The sequence below is a fragment of the Mycobacterium sp. NTMscope_MAC_12 genome (assembly GCF_976985675.1).
The window spans coordinates 5880471-5898558 of record NZ_CDRJYY010000001.1 but is presented as its reverse complement, the minus strand read 5'-3'; the positions used below and the strand labels follow the sequence as shown (position 1 = coordinate 5898558).

The window sequence follows — 18088 nt, the reverse complement described above, 5'->3', positions numbered from 1 at the left end:
ATGCCTATCGACGTAGACGTCGCGCTGAACGCCGAGCTGGATCCCATCGAATTCTCTTGGGCCAGTAGCGATGTGCAGCTTTACCACCTCGGGCTGGGCGCGGGCGCCGATCCGATGGATCCGCGCGAGCTGCGCTACCTGGTCGACGACACCCCGCAGGTGCTGCCCACGTTCGGCAACGTGGCCGCCACCTTCCACGCCACGAAACCGCCAACCGTGCAGTTCCCGGGCATCGACATCGAACTGGGCAAGGTGCTGCACGCCAGCGAGCGGGTGGAGGTGCCCGGGCCGTTGCCGCCGTCGGGCTCGGCGAAGGCCGTCACCCGGTTCACGGACATCTGGGACAAGGGCAAGGCCGCGGTGATCTGGAGCGAGACCACGGTGACCGCGCCGGACGGCACGCTGTTGTGGACGCAGCGACGGTCCATCTTCGCCCGCGGCGAAGGCGGTTTCGGTGGTGAGCGCGGGCCGTCGGGGGGCGACGCCGCGCCCGACCGCGCCCCCGATCTCGAGGTCGACGTGCCGATCCTGCCGCAGCAGGCGCTGCTCTACCGGCTGTGCGGCGACCGCAACCCGCTGCACTCCGATCCCGAATTCGCCGCTGCCGCAGGCTTTTCGCAGCCCATCCTGCATGGGCTGTGCACGTACGGGATGACCTGCAAGGCGATCACCGACGCGCTGCTCGACGGTGACACCGCCGCGGTGGCCGCCTACGGTGCGCGTTTCGCCGGGGTGGCATTCCCCGGCGAGACGCTCAAGGTCGGCATCTGGAAGGAGAGCGGCCGGTTTGTGGCCAGCGTCGTCGCGCCCTCGCGCGACAACGCCGTCGTGCTCTCCGGCGTCGAGCTGGTCCCGGCGTAGGGTTCCGGCCCTTCCGCCGAGCTCCAGCGCGCGGCTAGCTTCACGTTCGCGCTCTACTGTGCGGCCAGCTTCACGTTCGGCTGGCGCGGGCCGCTCGGACCCGACGAACGATATCGGCCGGTCGATTCCCAGCCACCACCCGGATTATCGTCCATCCACGACGCTGCATTCTCTCTAATCGCGTGATGTCCCAGTTGTATTGCGAACGATCGCTGCGATGGTGGTCGCCGTCGTACTCAACAGCGACTTTGACATCCTCCCAACCCATATCCAGATAGCCGATCACGCTGGCGAATTCGTCGAGCACCGGGATCTGTGTCTGCGGCTTCGGCAGGCCGGCTTGGATCAAGACAACGCGCAGCCACGACTCCTTGGGTGACTGGGCCCCAGCGTCGAATAGCTCCAACGCATGTCGTGCTCGCGCAATACCCCTGCGTCCCGCATACCTGCGACCCAACAAGTCGATATCCGCTGCTTTGATCTCCGTCGCTCGGGCGAGCGCATCGATGCCCGCAACAGCAGCCATGAGCGGGTACCAGCAACCCAGATCGAGTGCGGTCCTTGCCGGTGTCGTGACCGGCACCCCGCCAATGATTTCGACTTCGTCGTCCTCGATGAAATCGCCATGCACCTGGATTCCCGGAACGCGGTGGCGATTGTCGTGGATCAGCTCCACCACCCGCCGGTCATCCACCCACTTGCTGCCGTGTAGGGCCGCCGCCGAAAATCCCGCGACCACTCCCCGACGCCCGGCCCACAACCACCCCGCCTTCGCCCTCAGTGCCGCTGTGACGTCGGTGTCGGGATCGACGTAGACATCGCGGAACAACCGCATGTAGCGCGTGTACAGCCGGCTTTTGGTCACGATGCCACGCGCAACCGCCTCACTGCCTATGAACGGCTCGGCCATGACCGCAGCGTTGCATGCGACCGCTAGGGCGTCACTTCAGTTGACGAACGTGAAGCTAGTTTCACGTTCGTCGTCGAGCGTGCGGCTAGTCGCACGCTCGGCGGCAAGCTCGGCGGCAAACCGGCAGCCGAAGGCGGCTAGCCGAGGATGAGGCCGGAGGTGGGCACGCCCGTACCCGCGGTGACGAGGACGTGCTCGACATCGGGCACCGGGTTCACCGAGGTGCCCCGCAGTTGCCGCACTCCTTCGGCGATGCCGTTCATGCCGTGGATGTAGGCCTCACCGAGTTGGCCGCCATGGGTGTTGATGGGGAGCCGGCCGCCGATCTCGATCGCGCCGTCGGCGATGAAGTCCTTGGCCTCGCCACGACCGCAGAACCCCAACTCCTCCAACTGAATCAGCGTGAACGGGGTGAAGTGGTCGTACAGCACAGCGGTCTGGATGTCGGTCGGCTTCAACCCCGATTGCGCCCACAACTGCCGGCCGACGACCCCCATCTCGGGCAGGCCGAGTTCGGGCCGGTAGTAGCTGACCATCGTGTACTGGTCGGGGCTGGAGCCCTGCGCCGCCGCCTCGATGATCGCCGGACGCTGCTTGAGGTCCCGCGCGCGCTCGGGCGAGGTCACCACGATCGCGACCGCACCGTCGGTCTCCTGGCAGCAGTCCAGCAGCCGCAGCGGCTCGGCGATCCACCGCGAATTCTGGTGGTCCTCAATGGTTATCGGCTTCTCGTAGAAGTATGCCTTCGGGTTCTTGGCCGCATGCTTGCGGTCGGCCACCGAAATCGCGCCGAAGTCCCGGCTGGTCGCCCCGGACAGGTGCATATAGCGCTGGGCGATCATTGCGACCTGCGCCGCAGGCGTCGAAAGCCCGTGCGGGTAGGAGAAGGAATTGTCGGCCGTGGTCGAATCCGCTTGTGCGCGGGCATCTCCCGCCAGCCGGGTCTGGACCTGACCGAACCGCATGCCGGAGCGCTCGTTGAACGCCCGGTACGCGACGACGACGTCGGCCACCCCGGTGGCGACGGCGATCGCGGCCTGCTGAACGGTCGCGCACGCGGCGCCGCCGCCGTAACCGATCTGCGAGAAGAACTTCAGGTCACCGATGCCGACCGCACGCGCCACCGCGGTCTCGTTGTTGGTGTCCATCGTGAAGGTGGTCAGCCCGTCGACGTCGGACGGGCTCAGCCCGGCGTCGTCCAGGGCATCCAAGACCGCCTCGGCGGCCAACCGCAACTCGCTGCGACCGGAGTCCTTCGAGAAGTCGGTCGCGCCGATGCCGACGATGGCGGCTCGGCCGTTCAATAAACCCGCTGACATCTACGCACCCCCCATCGTCAGCGTCACGGTCGCGATGACGTGGTCGCCAAGGCTGTTGCGCCCGAACACCTTCACGGTGGCCAGGCCATCCTCCACGGCGGTCACCTCACCGGAGAACGTCACGCTGTCGTAGGCGTACCACGGCACCCCGAGGCGCAACCCGATCGACTTGATCAGCGCCGACGGCCCGGCCCAGTCGGTGACGTAGCGCTGCACCAGCCCGGTGTCGGTCAGGATATTGACGAAAATGTCCTTGGAGCCCTTCGCGACCGCCTTGTCACGGTCGTGGTGCACGTCCTGAAAGTCCCTGGTGGCCAAGGCGGTTGAGATGATGAACGTCGGGTCGCCGTAGAGCTTGAGCTCCGGCAGCGTGGTGCCGACCTCGATGACCGGCGCGCTCATGCCCGAGCCTCCGCGGGCTCCCAGGCATAAAGGCTCCAATCCGGCCCGGTGTCACCGGCCGGGAAGTCGATATAGGTTGCCCGCACAGGCATTCCAATCTTCACGTTGGCGGCCTCGACGTTGCGCAACTCGCCGAGCATACGCACGCCCTCCTCGAGTTCGACGAGGGCAATCACGAACGGCAGGGTGCGGCCGGGCACCTTCGGCGCGTGGTGCACCACGAAACTGAACACCGTGCCCTTGCCGCTGGCCACCACATAATCGATCGGTGCGGCCTTTTCCTGCCACACCGCCGGCACCGGCGGGTGCTGCAGGCTGCCGTCGGGACGCCGCTGGATCCTCAGCTCGTGCTCCTTGACGCCTTCCCAGAAGAACGCCGTATCGCGCGACGACGAGGGCCGCATCATCGCGGCCGGGTCGAGGTCGTCGGGCACCGACGACGCGGGCGCCTCTGCCTCGCGGGGCTTGAACTTGAGGATGCGCCAATTCATCTCGGCGACGTCCTCGTCGCCCACCCGCCAGATGATGTGCTGGTTGATGAAATAGCCTTCACCCAAACCGGTCTGCTTGGGCCCGACCACATCACCCATCTCCGAGGTGATGCTGACCTGCTCACCGGGCTGCAGGTAGCGGTGATAGGTCTGCTCGCAGTTGGTGGCGACCACGCCGATGTAGCCGGCGTTGTCGAACAGCTCCATGATGGGGCCCATGGCGTCGTCCTTCGGACGCTCCCCGCCCAGGCCGAACATGGTCCACACCTGAATCATGGCCGGTGGGGCCACAATCCCGGGATGCCCGACGGCGCGGGCGGCGGCCTCGTCGACATAGATCGGGTTGCTGTCGCCGATGGCCTCCACCCAGTTGTTGATCATCGGCTGGTTCACGGCATCACGGCCGGCGCGCGGCTTGGGCCCACCGGCGGCCTTGATTTCCGCGATGGCGTCCTGGATTTCGGTCATCGAGGCACCCTCGGCACTTTGAGTCCGGCGGCGGCGATCATCTCGCGCATCACTTCGTTCACCCCACCTCCGAACGTGATCACCAGGTTGCGCTTGGTCTGGGAGTCCAGCCAGTTGAGCAGGTCGGCGGTGTCGGAGTCCGCGGGGTTGCCGTACTTGCCGACGATTTCCTCGGCGAGCCGGCCGATGTACTGAACCCGCTCCGTGCCAAAGACTTTGGTCGACGCGGCGTCGGCGACGTTGATGTCCTCGCCGGCTGCGGCCACCTGCCAGTTGAGCAGTTCGTTGATCCGCCACATGGCGTGAATCTCGCCGAGCGCCCGCTTGACGTCGGCGTGGTCGATCGGCGTGACCCCGTCACTGCCCGGCTTGGACGCCCAGGCGTGTACCCGGTCGTAGATGCCGGCGGTGCGGCCGGCCGGGCCGAGCATGACCCGTTCGTTGTTGAGCTGGGTGGTGATCAACCGCCACCCGCCGTTCTCCTCGCCGACCAGCATGTCGGCGGGCACCCGCACGTCGTTGTAATACGTCGCGTTGGTGTGGTGGGCGCCGTCGGACAGGATGATCGGCGTCCAGGAGTAGCCGGGATCCTTGGTATCGACGATCAGGATCGAAATGCCCTTGTGCTTCACGGCTTCCGGGTCCGTGCGGCAGGCCAGCCAGATGTAGTCGGCGTCGTGGGCGCCGGTGGTGAAGATCTTCTGCCCGTTGACGATGTACTCGTCGCCCTGACGCACTGCGGTGGTCCGCAGGGAAGCCAGGTCGGTACCGGCCTCGGGCTCGGTGTAGCCGATCGCGAAGTGCACCTCGCCGGCCAGGATCGCCGGAAGGAACTTCTTCTTCTGCATCTCGCTGCCGAACTGTTGCAGGGTCGGACCCACCGTCTGCAACGTGACCGCGGGCAGGGGCACGTCGGCCCGATGCGCCTCGTTGACGAAGATCGACTGTTCGATCGGTCCGAAGCCCAAGCCGCCGAACTCCTTTGGCCATCCGACGCCGAGCTTGCCGTCGCGGCCCATCCGCCGGATCACCGCGCGGTAGGCCTCGTTGTGGCGGTCCTGCTCCATCGCCTTCATCTCGTCGGACGAGATCAGGTTCGAAAAGTATTCCCGTAGTTCCGCTTGCAGCTGACGCTGCTCCGGAGTCAGGTCTATGAACATTGCGCTCCCACCAGATCGAGACGATGAGAAGGACCGCCGAGCAACCGGGTCAGGTCCTTGATCGTGGAGTAGTACCGGTGCATCGGATAGGTGATGTCCATGCCCATGCCGCCGTGCAGGTGGTGGCAGAGCTGCATCACCGGCGGCGCCTGCGAGGTGACCCAGTACCCGAGGACATCGAGATCGTCGTCCGCGTCGCGGCCTTCGGCCAGCCGCCACACGACCGACTTCGCCACCAAATCGATGGTGCGCGAGGCGATGTAGACCTCGGCGAGCTGGGCGGCCACGGTCTGGAACGTCGACAGCGGCTTGCCGAATTGCTTCCGGTTGGCCACGTAGTCCGCGGTGAGGCGCAGCGCGCCCGCCACCAGCCCGTCGGCGTAGGCGCCGATGGAAGCCAGCGCCAGCTGGTTGACGCGGGGTGCGGTGGCACCCGCCAAGACATCGGAGTCGTCGACGGCGACGTCGGTGAACGTGACCGTGTACTCGTCGGAGTCGTTCGATGTCGGCGTTTGGACCACCTCGACGCCGCCGGCCTTCGGCGACACCACGACCACCGCGCTGTCGGCGGTGACGATCATCCAATCCGCTTGTCCGGCAAAGCCGACGCCGACCTTGGTGCCCGACAACCGGCCGCCCGCGAACGTGGTCGACGGCCGGTCCGGCAGCGCGGCGCCGGGCTCGTTGAGCGCCGCGGTCAGCACCCCGCCCTTCGCGACGCCCGCCAAAAACCGGTCCTGCTGGTCGTCGGAAGCCAGATCAAGCAGCGGCACCACGCCGAAACCCAGCGTGGCCAGGGCCGGTGTGATGGCGCCGTGGCGACCGATCTCCGTCAGCACGGTGGCGACCTCGGGCAGTCCCACCCCGTCGCCGCCGAGGCGCTCGGGCACCGGCAGCGCCGTCACACCCCCGTCGACCAAAGCGTCCCAACTCAATTCACGCTCGGACACCGACGTCACGACGTCGGCGACCGCCTGTTGCGTCGCGGTGAGATCGAAGTCCATCAGGACGTCACCGCGGACTTACCCGTGTAGTCGACCTGCCAGTGCTTGATCCCGTTGAGCCATCCCGACCGCAGCCGCTCGGGCTCCGAAATCGGCTTCAGGTCGGGCATGTGGTCGGCCACGGCGTTGAAGATCAGGTTGATCGTCATGCGCGCCAGGTTCGCGCCGATGCAGTAGTGGGCGCCGGTGCCGCCGAAGCCGACATGGGGATTCGGGTCGCGCAGGATGTTGAAGGTGTGCGGGTCTTCGAAGACCTCTTCGTCGAAATTGGCCGACCGGTAGGACATGACGACCCGCTGGCCCTTCTTGATTTGCACGCCGGCCAACTCGGTGTCCTCGTTGGCGGTGCGCTGGAAGGCCGATACCGGGGTGGCCCACCGGATGATCTCGTCCGCGGCGGTCGATGGGCGCTCCTTCTTGAAGAGCTCCCACTGATCGGGGTTGTTCGCCATCGCGATCATGCCGTGGGTGATGGAGTTTCGCGTCGTCTCGTTGCCCGCCACGGCGAGCATGACCACGAAGAAGCCGAACTCGTCATCGGAGAGCTTTTCGCCGTCGATGTCGGCTTCGATGAGCGTGGTGACGATGTCGTCGGTGGGATTCTTGCCCCGCTCCTCGGCCATCGCCATCGCGTACGTGATCAGCTCCATCGACGACTGCGCGGGATCGACGTGCGCGTACTCCGGATCGGTGCCGCCGGTCATCTCGTTGGACCACCGGAAGAGCTTGTCGCGATCCTCCTGAGGGACACCGAGCAGACCCGCGATGGCCTGCAGCGGCAGCTCGCACGACACCTGCTCGACGAAGTCGCCGGCGCCCTCGGCCGCCGCGGTCTTGGCAATGTTCTGGGCCCGCTGGTCCAGCTCGGCCTCCAGCCGCCCGATGGCCCGTGGCGTGAACCCGCGGGAGATGATCTTGCGCAGCCGGGTGTGGTGGGGCGCGTCCATGTTGAGCATGACGCTGCGCTGCAACTCGACCTGCTCGCGCTTCATCTCCGGCGGCCACGTCGGGATGGCGCCGTTCATCCAGCTCGAAAAGACTTCGCTGCGCTTCGACACGTCCTTGACGTCGGCGTGCTTGGTCACGAGCCAGTAGCCGTGGTCCTCGAACCCGCCCGCGCCGTCGGGGATGTCGACCCAGTGGATCGGCTCCGCCTTGCGCAGCCAGGCGAGCTCCTCGACGGGCAACCCTGCGAGGTTGACGTCAGGGTCGAGGAAGTCGAAGTCGGCGGGAATGTTTGGGGGTGCCATGTAGAGTGCGCTCCTTTTACAACACTAATTGCAACGTGTTCTAGTGCCAGTAAAACACGGCTCCTGCGCAGATAAAAGGCAGGTCACCATCCTCGCTTGTCAGAGTAATGAAACGTGTTCTAGCCTGACGGAATGGGTAACCCGGTAATCGTCGAAGCCACCCGCAGCCCGATCGGCAAGCGCAATGGATGGCTCTCAGGACTCCACGCCACCGAACTGCTCGGCGCGGTGCAGAAGGCACTCGTCGAGAAGGCCGGCATCGACGCCGGCGACGTCGAACAGGTCATCGGCGGTTGCGTCACACAGTACGGCGAGCAGTCCAACAACATCAGCCGGGTCAGCTGGCTGGTGGCCGGCCTGCCGGAACACGTCGGCGCCATGACCGTGGACTGCCAGTGCGGCAGCGGCCAGCAGGCCAACGGCCTGGTCGCCGGGCTGATCGCGGCGGGTGCCATCGACATCGGCATCGCCTGCGGAATCGAGGCCATGAGCCGCGTCGGGCTCGGCGCCAACGCCGGCCCCGACCGCAGCATCCTGCGGCCCGCGTCGTGGGACATCGACCTGCCCGACCAGTTCACCGCCGCGGAGCGCATCGCCAAGCGGCGCGGCATCACCCGCGAGGAGATCGACGAGTTCGGCTTCTACTCGCAGGCCAAGGCCAAGCAGGCCTGGGACGAGGGCCGATTTGACCGGGAGATCTCCCCGATCGAAGCCCCGGCGCTCGACGAGAACAAGCAGCCGACGTCGGAGCGCGTCACCATCTCCCGCGACCAGGGCCTGCGTGAGACGACCCTGTCGGGTCTGAGCGCGCTGAAGCCGGTCCTCGAAGGCGGAATCCACACGGCGGGAACGTCGTCGCAGATCTCCGATGGTGCGGCGGCCGTGCTGTGGATGGACGAGGACAAGGCCAAGGCCCTCGGGCTGCGGCCGCGCGCCCGCATCGTCAGCCAGGCGCTGGTCGGCGCCGAGCCCTACTACCACCTCGACGGACCGGTGCAGTCGACGGCCAAGGTGCTGGAGAAGGCCGGCATGAAGATGGGCGACATCGACCTCGTCGAGATCAACGAGGCCTTCGCCTCGGTGGTGTTGTCCTGGGCGCGCGTGCACGAGCCGGACATGGCCAGGGTCAACGTCAACGGCGGCGCCATCGCGCTGGGCCACCCGGTGGGATCGACCGGCAGCCGGCTGATCACCACCGCCCTGCACGAGCTGGAGCGCACCGACCAGACCACCGCGCTGGTCACGATGTGCGCGGGCGGCGCATTGTCGACCGGCACCATCATCGAGCGCATCTAGTTCCCCTTGCTCGTCTCCGAAGAGCGCCGCATCGCCGCGGCGCAGTCCTACATCGACGCGCTGGTCAGCCATGACGGCGACGCCGTCCCGTTCGCGGCCGGCTGCACCCGCATCGAACAGGGAATCAAGAACGGGTTCTCCGGAAATCATCTGCGGCGCAGCCTCAATCGTGGGCCGCAGTATCGGTTGCTCGCGCACACGACGACGCCGGAGTACCGCATCGACGGCGACGACGTGCACGCCGCGTACCAGGTGCTGACCAAGGCGGCGTTCGGCGGCCGTCGGCTCGCCGCGCACGTCACCGAGACCTTCGTCATCCCGGCCGAAAGCCCAAGCGGGAAAGCCGAAATCCACCACATCAAAGTTCGCTTCCACCCCTTCATTCAGCAGCGCCGGTAACGACGCGGCCCGCATGGCGGGGTGCGGCGGAGCCGGCCAGATCGAGCACAGAGGACCGCAATGGAAAAGCCCAAATCTCTGAATTCGCCCGTCACCGGCTTCTTCATCAAGTGGATGTCGCGGGTCAACACCTGGATGTATCGCGTCAGCAAGGGCAAGTGGGGCGGCACATTCCAGAAGAGTCCGGTCGCGCTGCTGACCACCACGGGCCGCAAATCCGGGCAGCCACGCGTGAGCCCCCTGCTCTATTTGCGCGAGGGCAATCGGGTGATCCTGGTGGCATCTCAAGGCGGCCGCGACAAGCACCCGCTGTGGTACCTCAACCTCAAGGCGGACCCGAAGGTCTCGGTGCAGATCAAGGACGAGGTGCTGCATCTGCAGGCGCGCGACGCGTCGGAAGAAGAGCGCAAGGAGTACTGGCCGAAGTTGGTCGCCATGTATTCCTCGTTCGACGATTACCAGTCGTGGACCGATCGGGTGATCCCGGTCGTCATCTGCGACCCCTAAGTTTCGATTCGCCCGGATTGGGAACATCCTGGGCAAGATGTCCGACCGTCACTGGATCCGCAATTCTCGCCCGATTGCGCTGCTGCTCAAGTACTTCGCGCGCGCGCACATTTGGGTGTACCGCCGAACCAACGGCAGGATCGGCGCGAAACTGCTGAGGTTCCCGGCGGCGCTGCTGACGACGACCGGACGCAGGTCGAACGAGCCGCGGACCACCGCAACGCTCTACCTGCGCGACGGAGAACGGGTGATCTTGCCCGCCTCCTTCGGCGGGCGCGACGAGGATCCGCTGTGGTATCTGAACCTTCAGGAGAATCCCGAGGTGCGGGTGCAGATCCGTGCCCAGCGCCTGGAATTGATCGCGCGCGACGCGACCGACGCCGAGCGCGAACGTTATTGGCCGCCCCTGATGCGGATGTACCCGCCGTACCGCAGGTACCGCGAAGCCGCCGACCGGGTCATCCCGCTCGTCGTGTGCGAACCCCCTCGGCGAACGTGCACTGACGGCGAGAAATCGACGAAATCATCGCCGTGAGTGCACGTTCGGCGCCGCGCTAGGCGCCGTAGACCGGAACCGGCGGGCGCGCCTTGGCGAGCAGGTCGGCGACGACGCGCCCCAGCTCCGCTGGATCCCACCGCGCCCCCTTGTCGATCTCGGGCCCGTGCGCCCAGCCCTCGGCGACACGGATCTTGCCGCCCTCGACCTCGAACACCTTGCCGGTCACGCCGCGCGATTCGGCGCTGCCCAGCCAAACCACCAGGGGGGAAACGTTTTCCGGGGCCATCGCATCGAAGTCCTGGTCCTGGGTGGACATCATCTCGGCGAACACGGTCTCGGTCATGCGGGTGCGGGCCGACGGCGCGATGGCGTTGACGGTGACGCCGTAGCGACCCATTTCCGCCGCGCCGACGAGCGTCATCGCCGCGATGCCTGCCTTGGCGGCGCTGTAGTTGCCCTGACCGACGCTGCCCTGCAGGCCGGCACCCGAACTGGTGTTGATGATCCGAGCGTCAACGGTTTTGCGCTCTTTGGACAGCCCGCGCCAATATGACGCGGCGTGCCGCATCGTGGCGAAGTGGCCCTTGAGGTGCACAGCGACGACGGCGTCGAACTCGTCCTCGCTGGTGTTGGCCATCATCCTGTCGCGCACGATGCCGGCGTTGTTCACCAAAACGTCCAGGCCGCCGAAGGTTTCGACCGCGGTCCGGATCAGGCCGGCCGCCTGGTCCCAGTCGGCGACGTTGGAACCATCGGCGACGGCCTCGCCACCGGCGGCGGTGATCTCGTCGACCACACCCTGGGCCGCGCTGCCGCCGCCCGCCGGCGAACCGTCGAGGCCCACCCCGATGTCGTTGACCACCACCCGCGCACCCTCGGCGGCGAAGGCCAGCGCATGCGCGCGACCGATACCTCCGCCCGCTCCGGTGACGATGACGACGCGGCCGTCAACCACTCCCATAGTTGTTGTCTCCTCTACTTGACCGCGCTCGCGGTGGTGGTGGACAGGTAGTGCGGCGGCTCGCCGCCGCCGTGCACCTCCAACGAGGCCCCGCTGATGTAGGAGGCCGCGTCCGAGGCCAAAAACGCTGCGGCCCAACCGACATCATCGGGCTTGGCCAGCCGGCCCAACGGCACGTTCTTCGAGATCGCGGCGATCGATTCGGCGTCACCGTAGAACAGTTCCGACTGCTCGGTCTCCACCATGCCGACCACACAGGCGTTCACCCGGACCTTCGGCCCCCATTCGACCGCCAGGGTCTGGGTGAGGCTTTCCAGGCCCGCCTTGGCCGCACCGTAGGCGCCGGTGCCGGGCGAGGGCCGCCGGCCGGACAGGCTGCAGATGTTGACGATCGACCCGCCGCGCGGCTGGCCTTGCATCTTGTCGTTGGCGTGCTGCGAAACCGAGAGCGCCCCAATCAGATTGAGTTCGATGATCTTGCGGTTGAACTTGGCGCTGGACTCCGCGGTCAGCACGTAGGGCGATCCCCCGGCGTTGTTGACCACGACGTCGAGGCCGCCGTGCCGCTCCGCGACGGAGTCGATCAATTCCTTGACCGCGTCGTCATCGCGGACGTCGCAGGAGTGGAACTCATACGGCAGCCCCTCGACCGGCCGTCGCGCGCAGGTGACGACGGTGGCACCCTGGGCGGCGAAAACCGCGCTGATGCCGGCGCCCACCCCGCGAACGCCGCCGGTGACCAGAACCACCCGCCCGGCCAGCCCCAAGTTCATGACTTCTTCAAATGGGGGGCATGCTTCGGCGCGAGTCACTGTGCTAGCGTACCAAGCAAGTGCTTGCTTAGGTAGTTACCCCCACAAGGAAGTGGCACCGTGCCCATCACATCCAAAACCACCGAACCGGGCATCGTCGCGGTCACCGTCGACTTCCCGCCCGTCAACGCCATCCCATCGCGCGGCTGGTTCGAGCTGGCCGACACCATCACTGCGGCCGGCCACGACCCGCAAACCCACGTCGTCATCCTGCGGGCCGAGGGCCGCGGCTTCAACGCCGGGGTCGACATCAAGGAGATGCAGCGCACCGAGGGATTCACCGCGCTGATCGACGCCAACCGCGGCTGCTTCGCCGCGTTCCGCGCGGTCTATGAGTGCGCGGTGCCCGTCGTCGCGGCCGTGAACGGATTCTGCGTCGGCGGCGGCATCGGCCTGGTCGGCAACTCCGACGTCATCGTCGCCTCCGAGGATGCCACCTTCGGGCTGCCGGAGGTGGAACGCGGCGCCCTCGGCGCGGCCACCCATCTGTCCCGGCTGGTGCCCCAGCACCTGATGCGGCGGCTGTTCTTCACCGCCGCCACCGTCGACGCCGCCACCCTGCACCACTTCGGTTCGGTGCATGAGGTGGTGCCGCGGGACCAGCTGGACGAGGCCGCATTGCGGGTCGCGCGGGACATCGCCGCCAAGGACACCCGGGTCATCCGGGCGGCCAAGGAGGCGCTGAACCTGATCGACGTGCAACGGGTCAACTCGAGTTACCGCATGGAACAAGGCTTTACGTTCGAACTCAACCTGGCCGGCGTGGCCGACGAGCACCGCGACGCGTTCGCCGGTACGACGAAGGGCAAGGACGCGTGAGCGACAAGAGAACCACTCTCGACGAGGCCGTCGCGCAGGTGCGCAGCGGCATGACCATCGGCATCGGCGGCTGGGGATCGCGGCGCAAGCCAATGGCATTCGTGCGCGCCCTGCTGCGCACCGATGTCACCGACCTGACCGTCGTCACCTACGGCGGACCCGACCTGGGGCTGCTGTGCTCGGCCGGCAAGGTGAAGCGCGTCTACTACGGCTTCGTCTCGCTGGACTCCCCGCCGTTCTACGACCCGTGGTTCGCCAAGGCCCGGGCCGCCGGGGCGATCGAGGCCCGCGAAATGGACGAGGGCATGCTGCGCTGCGGGCTGCAGGCCGCCGCACAACGACTGCCGTTCCTGCCGATCCGGGCCGGGCTGGGCAGTTCGGTGCCCGACTTCTGGGAGGGCGAGTTGCAGACCGTCACCAGCCCGTATCCGGCGCCCGGCGGCGGCCACGAGACGCTGATCGCCATGCCGGCGCTGCGCCTGGACGCCGCCTTCGTGCACCTCAACCTCGGCGACGCCCAGGGCAACGCCGCCTACACCGGCATCGACCCGTACTTCGACGACCTGTTCCTGATGGCCGCCGATAAGCGCCACCTGTCGGTGGAGCGCGTCGTATCCACCGAGGAGCTGGTCAAGGCGGTGCCACCGCAGGCCCTGCTGGTCAACCGGATGATGGTCGACAGCGTCGTGGAGGCGCCCAACGGGGCCCACTTCACCACCGCCGCACCGGATTACCGGCGCGACGAGAAATTCCAGCGGCACTACGCCGAGGCGGCCTCGACCGACGAGGGCTGGCAGAAGTTCACCCAGACCTACCTGTCGGGCAGCGAGGACGACTACCAGGCGGCGGTCCGCGCATTCGCAGAGGAGGCGTCCAAGTGAGCAGCACCCGCGCCGAGGTGTGCGCAGTGGCCTGCGCCGAATTGTTCAGGGACGCAGGCGAGATCATGGTCAGCCCGATGACCAACATGGCCTCGGTCGGGGCGCGGCTGGCCCGATTGACGTTCTCCCCCGACATCTTGCTGACCGACGGCGAGGCCCAGCTGCTGGCCGACACCCCGGCGCTCGGTGCGACCGGAGCCGTGGAGGGTTGGATGCCGTTCGGCCGGGTGTTCGAGACGCTGGCCTGGGGCCGCCGCCACGTGGTGATGGGCGCCAATCAGGTTGACCGGTTTGGCAATCAGAACATCTCGGCGTTCGGCCCGTTGCAGCAGCCCAAACGTCAGATGTTCGGCGTCCGCGGCGCCCCCGGCAATGCCATCAACCACGCGACCAGCTATTGGGTGGGTAACCACTCCAAGCGCGTGTTCAGCGAGAAGGTGGACGTGGTCTGCGGGATCGGCTGGGACAACGTCGATTCCGGCAATCCGGCATTCCGCTTCGCCAACACGTACCGGGTGGTGTCGAACCTCGGCGTGTTCGACTTCGGCGGGCCCGACCGGACTATGCGGGCGCTGAGCCTGCATCCCGGGGTCGCGCCGGAGGAGGTCCGCGAAGCTACCTCGTTCGAGATTCATGGGCTCGAGGACGCCGAGGAGACCCGGCTGCCCACCGAGGACGAACTGCGCCTCATCCGCGAAACGATCGACCCGAAGTCGTTGCGCGACCGAGAGATACGCTGATGCCCAGATTGCGCACGCCGCTGACCGAGCTGGTCGGTGTCGAGCACCCGGTGGTGCAAACCGGGATGGGCTGGGTGGCCGGGGCGCGCCTGGTTTCGGCCACCGCGAACGCGGGCGGGCTGGGCATTTTGGCGTCGGCCACCATGACGCTGGACGAATTGGCGACGGCCATCGCCAAGGTCAAGGCCGCCACGGACAAGCCGTTCGGCGTGAACATCCGCGCCGACGCAGCCGACGCCGGCGATCGGGTCGATCTGATGATCCGGGAAGGCGTCAAGGTGGCGTCCTTTGCCCTGGCGCCCAAGCAGGAGCTCATCGCCCGGCTCAAAGAGGCCGGCGCGGTGGTGATTCCGTCGATCGGCGCGGCCAAGCACGCCCGCAAGGTCGCCGGGTGGGGCGCCGACGCGATGATCGTGCAGGGCGGCGAGGGTGGCGGGCACACGGGCCCGGTCGCCACGACGCTGCTGCTGCCCTCGGTGCTGGACGCCGTGCGGGGCACCGGCATCCCCGTCATCGCCGCGGGCGGATTCTTCGACGGGCGCGGCCTGGCGGCCGCCCTGAGTTACGGCGCCGCCGGCGTCGCGATGGGCACGCGCTTCCTGCTGACCTCGGATTCGACCGTGCCCGACGCGGTCAAGCGGCGCTACCTGGAATCGGCGCTGGACGGCACCGTCGTCACCACCCGCGTCGACGGCATGCCGCACCGGGTGCTGCGCACCGGCCTGGTCGAGAAGCTGGAAAACGGGTCGCCGGTACGGGGTCTGACCGCCGCGGTGCGCAACGCGGCCAAGTTCAAGCACATGTCACGGATGACCTGGCGGTCGATGATCAGCGACGGCATGGCGATGCGGCACGGCAAGGAGATGACCTGGTCGCAGGTCGTCATGGCGGCCAACACCCCGATGCTGTTGAAAGCCGGTCTGGTGGATGGCAATACGGACGCCGGGGTGCTGGCCTCCGGGCAGGTGGCCGGCATTCTCGAGGACCTGCCGTCGTGCGCCGAGCTGATCGATTCGATCGTGCGTGACGCCATTGAGCACCTGCGGGCAGCCTCGTCCTTTATCGAGGACTGACAGCTCCGCCGAGTGTGAATTCTGCGACGCGGCACGCCGATGGGGCGTCGCGGAATTCACTATCGGCGGTCAGGGACGCCAGCCGGCGGCGGTCAGCGCTGAGCCCACCCGGTGGGTCAGGGTGCCCTGGCGGTACCTGAGCATGTCGCCGCTCACCCGGATGATCGTCCAGCCGTTCTCAGAGAGTTCGGCGTGGCGATCGATGTCGCGGTTGCGTTGCATCGGGTCCGTCCAATGCTGCGCGCCGTCGTACTCCACTCCGACAAGGAACTCCTCCCAACCGATGTCGATGCGTGCAATGAGATAGCCGCCGGGAACGACAACAGGGATCTGGGTACGAGGAACAGGAAATCCTGCGTCTAGGAGCACCAAGCGAGTTCGCGTCTCCTGTGGGGACTCCGAGCCTCCGTCGACAAGCGGCAGTATCCGTCGCAACCGAACCACACCGCGCGCACCGGTTTTCTCGGCGGCGATGGCCTCGACATCACTGGCTTTCACGTCGGTTGCGTTCATGAGCGCGTCGAGCCGCTGAACGGCCTGCAGCCGTGGGATGGTGCGCCGCCCGATATCGAATGCGGTTCGAGCCGGCGTGGTTACCGCAACGTCGCTGACCGTGAGCACTTCGTGCGGGCTCAAGGTATCCGTGTGGACCGTGATCCCGCGCGGAGGCCGTCGGTTGTCGTGCACGAGTTCGGCGTCGAGTACCGGGCTTACCCACTTCGTTCCCAGCAACGCCGCCGCCGAATTGCCCGCGACGACTGCCTTGCGTCGCGACCACAGCCACGCCGCATATGCACGCTGGGCGGCGGTCAGCTCGATGCCGGCCGGCGCGTACACGCCGGGATAGATGGGTTCGTGCAGGGCACGCATCGCCCGCTCCGGCAGGGCCTTCGCTGCCAACGTCTCCGAGCCCAAGAATGGCCACGGGTGTTCTTTCATGGGCGAATGCTGGCACCACCCACCGACGCCTCCGCCGAGTGTGAATTCTGCGACGCGACACGCCGAGCAAGCGTCGGCTGGTTCACACTCGGCGCAAGAGGCTACAGGCGCTCGATGATGGTGACGTTGGCGGTGCCCCCGCCTTCGCACATCGTCTGCAAGCCGTAGCGGCCGCCGATGCGCTCGAGCTCGTTGAGCATGGTGGTGAACAGCTTGGCACCGGTGGCGCCCAGCGGGTGCCCGAGCGCGATCGCGCCGCCGTTGGGGTTGACCTTCTCCGGGTCCGCCTTGACCTCCTTGAGCCACGCCAAGACCACCGGCGCGAACGCCTCGTTGATCTCGACGGTGTCGATGTCATCGATCGACAGCCCGGTCTTGTCCAGCGCGTAGCGGGTCGCCGGAATCGGCCCGGTCAGCATGAACACCGGGTCGGCGGCGCGGGCACTGATGTGGTGGATGCGGGCCCGTGGCTTGAGCCCATGCTCCTTGACGGCCCGCTCGGACGCCAGTAGCACGGCGCTGGCCCCGTCGGAGATCTGGCTGGCCATCGCCGCCGTCAGCCGGCCGCCCTCGACCAGCGGCTTGAGGCCGGCCATCTTCTCCAGCGACGACTCGCGCGGGCCCTCGTCGACCCGGAACGGGCCGGATTCGGTTTCGACGGTGATGATTTCGTTGTCGAAGTGGCCGCCACGGATCGCCGCGAAGGCTCGCTCGTGACTGGTCAGCGCGTAGCGCTCCATCTCTTCGCGCGACAGGTTCCACTTCTCGGCGATCAGCTCCGAACCGCGGAACTGCGAGATCTCCTGATCGCCGTAGCGGTGCAGCCACTGCTTGGACTCGTTGGTCGGCGAGGTGAAGCCGAACTGTTCGCCCACGGTCATGGCCGACGAGATCGGGATCTGGCTCATGTTCTGCACGCCCCCGGCGACGATGAGGTCGGCGGTGCCGGACAGAATCGCCTGTGCGCCAAAGGAAATGGCCTGCTGGCTGGATCCGCATTGCCGGTCGACGGTGACGCCGGGCACCTCTTCGGGGTAGCCGGCAGCCAGCCACGAGAGCCGCGCGATGTTGCCCGCCTGGGCGCCGATCGCATCGACGCAGCCGGCGATCACGTCGTCGACGGCGGCGGGGTCGACGTCGACCCGGTCGAGAAGTCCGCGCCATCCCAGGGCACCCAGGTCGACCGGATGCACCCCGGCCAGCGATCCGCCGCGCTTGCCGACCGCGGTACGCACCGCGTCGATGACGTAGGCCTCAGCCATTGTGTCGCTCCTCCTCATCGCTTCGCTCTGCATCG

At 67.1% G+C, this 18088-nt stretch carries 20 protein-coding genes; 9 read left to right on the top strand and 11 right to left on the bottom strand.

The window, feature by feature from the left end; translation table 11 throughout:
- Positions 1 to 861: a MaoC family dehydratase gene (locus tag AC0KS4_RS27570; protein WP_225326271.1), complete on the top strand. Its 861-nt coding sequence runs from the start codon at positions 1 to 3 to the stop codon at positions 859 to 861.
- Between the two features lie 70 nt (positions 862 to 931).
- On the opposite strand, the gene AC0KS4_RS27565 is transcribed toward AC0KS4_RS27570, so the two are convergent.
- The 7 genes from AC0KS4_RS27565 to AC0KS4_RS27535 all read right to left on the bottom strand — a co-directional run bounded on the left by AC0KS4_RS27565 (position 932) and on the right by AC0KS4_RS27535 (position 7865).
- Positions 932 to 1771: a hypothetical protein gene (locus tag AC0KS4_RS27565; protein ID WP_225326270.1), complete on the bottom strand. Its 840-nt coding sequence runs from the start codon at positions 1769 to 1771 to the stop codon at positions 932 to 934.
- Between the two features lie 137 nt (positions 1772 to 1908).
- On the bottom strand, positions 1909 to 3090 hold the full coding sequence (locus tag AC0KS4_RS27560; RefSeq protein ID WP_225326269.1) for a lipid-transfer protein: 1182 nt from the start codon (positions 3088 to 3090) through the stop codon (positions 1909 to 1911).
- A complete protein-coding gene (locus tag AC0KS4_RS27555) occupies positions 3091 to 3492 on the bottom strand; it encodes a MaoC family dehydratase (protein ID WP_238955692.1) in 402 nt (133 codons plus the stop codon).
- Positions 3489 to 4451 (bottom strand): bifunctional MaoC family dehydratase N-terminal/OB-fold nucleic acid binding domain-containing protein, encoded by a 963-nt coding sequence (locus tag AC0KS4_RS27550; protein ID WP_238955691.1) that lies wholly within the window; start codon positions 4449 to 4451, stop codon positions 3489 to 3491. The genes AC0KS4_RS27555 and AC0KS4_RS27550 overlap by 4 nt, the downstream gene beginning before the upstream one ends.
- Entirely contained in the window at positions 4448 to 5611 is a 1164-nt protein-coding gene (gene fadE29 / locus AC0KS4_RS27545) for an acyl-CoA dehydrogenase FadE29 (protein WP_225326266.1), read from the bottom strand. The genes AC0KS4_RS27550 and fadE29 overlap by 4 nt, the downstream gene beginning before the upstream one ends.
- Positions 5602 to 6615 carry an acyl-CoA dehydrogenase family protein gene (locus tag AC0KS4_RS27540; RefSeq protein WP_225326265.1) on the bottom strand — a complete coding sequence of 338 codons (1014 nt, stop codon included), beginning with the start codon at positions 6613 to 6615 and terminating at the stop codon, positions 5602 to 5604. The genes fadE29 and AC0KS4_RS27540 overlap by 10 nt, the downstream gene beginning before the upstream one ends.
- Positions 6615 to 7865, bottom strand: a complete 1251-nt coding sequence (locus AC0KS4_RS27535) for a cytochrome P450 (protein ID WP_225326264.1) — start codon at positions 7863 to 7865, stop codon at positions 6615 to 6617. The genes AC0KS4_RS27540 and AC0KS4_RS27535 overlap by 1 nt, the downstream gene beginning before the upstream one ends.
- A 132-nt stretch (positions 7866 to 7997) precedes the next feature.
- Here AC0KS4_RS27535 and AC0KS4_RS27530 point away from each other — a divergent pair, with 132 nt between their 5' ends.
- Genes AC0KS4_RS27530 through AC0KS4_RS27515 form a run of 4 tightly spaced genes read left to right on the top strand, consistent with a single transcriptional unit; the run spans position 7998 to position 10602 of the window.
- The gene (locus AC0KS4_RS27530; RefSeq protein ID WP_238955690.1) at positions 7998 to 9161 is read left to right on the top strand and encodes a steroid 3-ketoacyl-CoA thiolase; all 1164 of its coding nucleotides are present in this window, start codon (positions 7998 to 8000) and stop codon (positions 9159 to 9161) included.
- Between the two features lie 6 nt (positions 9162 to 9167).
- A complete protein-coding gene (locus tag AC0KS4_RS27525) occupies positions 9168 to 9560 on the top strand; it encodes a DUF8021 domain-containing protein (RefSeq protein WP_238955689.1) in 393 nt (130 codons plus the stop codon).
- A gap of 60 nt (positions 9561 to 9620) precedes the next feature.
- The gene (locus tag AC0KS4_RS27520; RefSeq protein ID WP_225326261.1) at positions 9621 to 10067 is read left to right on the top strand and encodes a nitroreductase family deazaflavin-dependent oxidoreductase; all 447 of its coding nucleotides are present in this window, start codon (positions 9621 to 9623) and stop codon (positions 10065 to 10067) included.
- A 37-nt stretch (positions 10068 to 10104) separates the two neighbouring features.
- A complete protein-coding gene (locus AC0KS4_RS27515) occupies positions 10105 to 10602 on the top strand; it encodes a nitroreductase family deazaflavin-dependent oxidoreductase (protein WP_238955688.1) in 498 nt (165 codons plus the stop codon).
- A gap of 19 nt (positions 10603 to 10621) precedes the next feature.
- Here AC0KS4_RS27515 and AC0KS4_RS27510 read toward each other — a convergent pair whose 3' ends face one another.
- A complete protein-coding gene (locus tag AC0KS4_RS27510; RefSeq protein ID WP_238955687.1) occupies positions 10622 to 11527 on the bottom strand; it encodes an SDR family oxidoreductase in 906 nt (301 codons plus the stop codon).
- A gap of 14 nt (positions 11528 to 11541) precedes the next feature.
- Positions 11542 to 12300 (bottom strand): SDR family oxidoreductase, encoded by a 759-nt coding sequence (locus tag AC0KS4_RS27505; RefSeq protein ID WP_238955686.1) that lies wholly within the window; start codon positions 12298 to 12300, stop codon positions 11542 to 11544.
- A gap of 99 nt (positions 12301 to 12399) precedes the next feature.
- On the opposite strand from AC0KS4_RS27505, the gene echA20 reads away from it, so the two are divergent.
- The 4 genes from echA20 to ipdC are packed head-to-tail and all read left to right on the top strand — an operon-like array spanning position 12400 to position 15852.
- Positions 12400 to 13158: a (7aS)-7a-methyl-1,5-dioxo-2,3,5,6,7,7a-hexahydro-1H-indene-carboxyl-CoA hydrolase gene (echA20, locus tag AC0KS4_RS27500; protein WP_238955685.1), complete on the top strand. Its 759-nt coding sequence runs from the start codon at positions 12400 to 12402 to the stop codon at positions 13156 to 13158.
- Positions 13155 to 14039: a cholesterol ring-cleaving hydrolase subunit IpdA gene (ipdA, locus tag AC0KS4_RS27495; protein WP_238955684.1), complete on the top strand. Its 885-nt coding sequence runs from the start codon at positions 13155 to 13157 to the stop codon at positions 14037 to 14039. Before echA20 ends, ipdA begins: the two co-directional genes overlap by 4 nt.
- A complete protein-coding gene (gene ipdB, locus AC0KS4_RS27490) occupies positions 14036 to 14779 on the top strand; it encodes a cholesterol ring-cleaving hydrolase subunit IpdB (RefSeq protein WP_238955683.1) in 744 nt (247 codons plus the stop codon). Before ipdA ends, ipdB begins: the two co-directional genes overlap by 4 nt.
- Complete coding sequence (gene ipdC / locus AC0KS4_RS27485) at positions 14779 to 15852, top strand: (3aS,4S,5R,7aS)-5-hydroxy-7a-methyl-1-oxo-octahydro-1H-indene-4-carboxyl-CoA dehydrogenase (RefSeq protein ID WP_225326254.1); 1074 nt, start codon at positions 14779 to 14781, stop codon at positions 15850 to 15852. Before ipdB ends, ipdC begins: the two co-directional genes overlap by 1 nt.
- A 69-nt stretch (positions 15853 to 15921) precedes the next feature.
- Here the strand turns inward: ipdC and AC0KS4_RS27480 are convergent, their stop codons facing one another.
- Positions 15922 to 16791 (bottom strand): hypothetical protein, encoded by an 870-nt coding sequence (locus AC0KS4_RS27480; RefSeq protein ID WP_238955682.1) that lies wholly within the window; start codon positions 16789 to 16791, stop codon positions 15922 to 15924.
- Between the two features lie 101 nt (positions 16792 to 16892).
- The gene (gene fadA6, locus AC0KS4_RS27475; RefSeq protein WP_238955681.1) at positions 16893 to 18053 is read right to left on the bottom strand and encodes a steroid 3-ketoacyl-CoA thiolase FadA6; all 1161 of its coding nucleotides are present in this window, start codon (positions 18051 to 18053) and stop codon (positions 16893 to 16895) included.
- Positions 18054 to 18088: the final 35 nt, after the last annotated feature.

Bases quoted from the DNA above. Each gene is read 5' to 3' on its own strand.
- AC0KS4_RS27570 (WP_225326271.1), top strand. From the start codon at position 1: ATGCCTATCGACGTAGACGTCGCGCTGAACGCCGAGCTGGATCCCATC.
- AC0KS4_RS27565 (WP_225326270.1), bottom strand. From the start codon at position 1,771: ATGGCCGAGCCGTTCATAGGCAGTGAGGCGGTTGCGCGTGGCATCGTG.
- AC0KS4_RS27560 (WP_225326269.1), bottom strand. From the start codon at position 3,090: ATGTCAGCGGGTTTATTGAACGGCCGAGCCGCCATCGTCGGCATCGGC.
- AC0KS4_RS27555 (WP_238955692.1), bottom strand. From the start codon at position 3,492: ATGAGCGCGCCGGTCATCGAGGTCGGCACCACGCTGCCGGAGCTCAAG.
- AC0KS4_RS27550 (WP_238955691.1), bottom strand. From the start codon at position 4,451: ATGACCGAAATCCAGGACGCCATCGCGGAAATCAAGGCCGCCGGTGGG.
- fadE29 (WP_225326266.1), bottom strand. From the start codon at position 5,611: ATGTTCATAGACCTGACTCCGGAGCAGCGTCAGCTGCAAGCGGAACTA.
- AC0KS4_RS27540 (WP_225326265.1), bottom strand. From the start codon at position 6,615: ATGGACTTCGATCTCACCGCGACGCAACAGGCGGTCGCCGACGTCGTG.
- AC0KS4_RS27535 (WP_225326264.1), bottom strand. From the start codon at position 7,865: ATGGCACCCCCAAACATTCCCGCCGACTTCGACTTCCTCGACCCTGAC.
- AC0KS4_RS27530 (WP_238955690.1), top strand. From the start codon at position 7,998: ATGGGTAACCCGGTAATCGTCGAAGCCACCCGCAGCCCGATCGGCAAG.
- AC0KS4_RS27520 (WP_225326261.1), top strand. From the start codon at position 9,621: ATGGAAAAGCCCAAATCTCTGAATTCGCCCGTCACCGGCTTCTTCATC.
- AC0KS4_RS27515 (WP_238955688.1), top strand. From the start codon at position 10,105: ATGTCCGACCGTCACTGGATCCGCAATTCTCGCCCGATTGCGCTGCTG.
- AC0KS4_RS27510 (WP_238955687.1), bottom strand. From the start codon at position 11,527: ATGGGAGTGGTTGACGGCCGCGTCGTCATCGTCACCGGAGCGGGCGGA.
- AC0KS4_RS27505 (WP_238955686.1), bottom strand. From the start codon at position 12,300: ATGAACTTGGGGCTGGCCGGGCGGGTGGTTCTGGTCACCGGCGGCGTT.
- ipdC (WP_225326254.1), top strand. From the start codon at position 14,779: ATGCCCAGATTGCGCACGCCGCTGACCGAGCTGGTCGGTGTCGAGCAC.
- AC0KS4_RS27480 (WP_238955682.1), bottom strand. From the start codon at position 16,791: ATGAAAGAACACCCGTGGCCATTCTTGGGCTCGGAGACGTTGGCAGCG.
- fadA6 (WP_238955681.1), bottom strand. From the start codon at position 18,053: ATGGCTGAGGCCTACGTCATCGACGCGGTGCGTACCGCGGTCGGCAAG.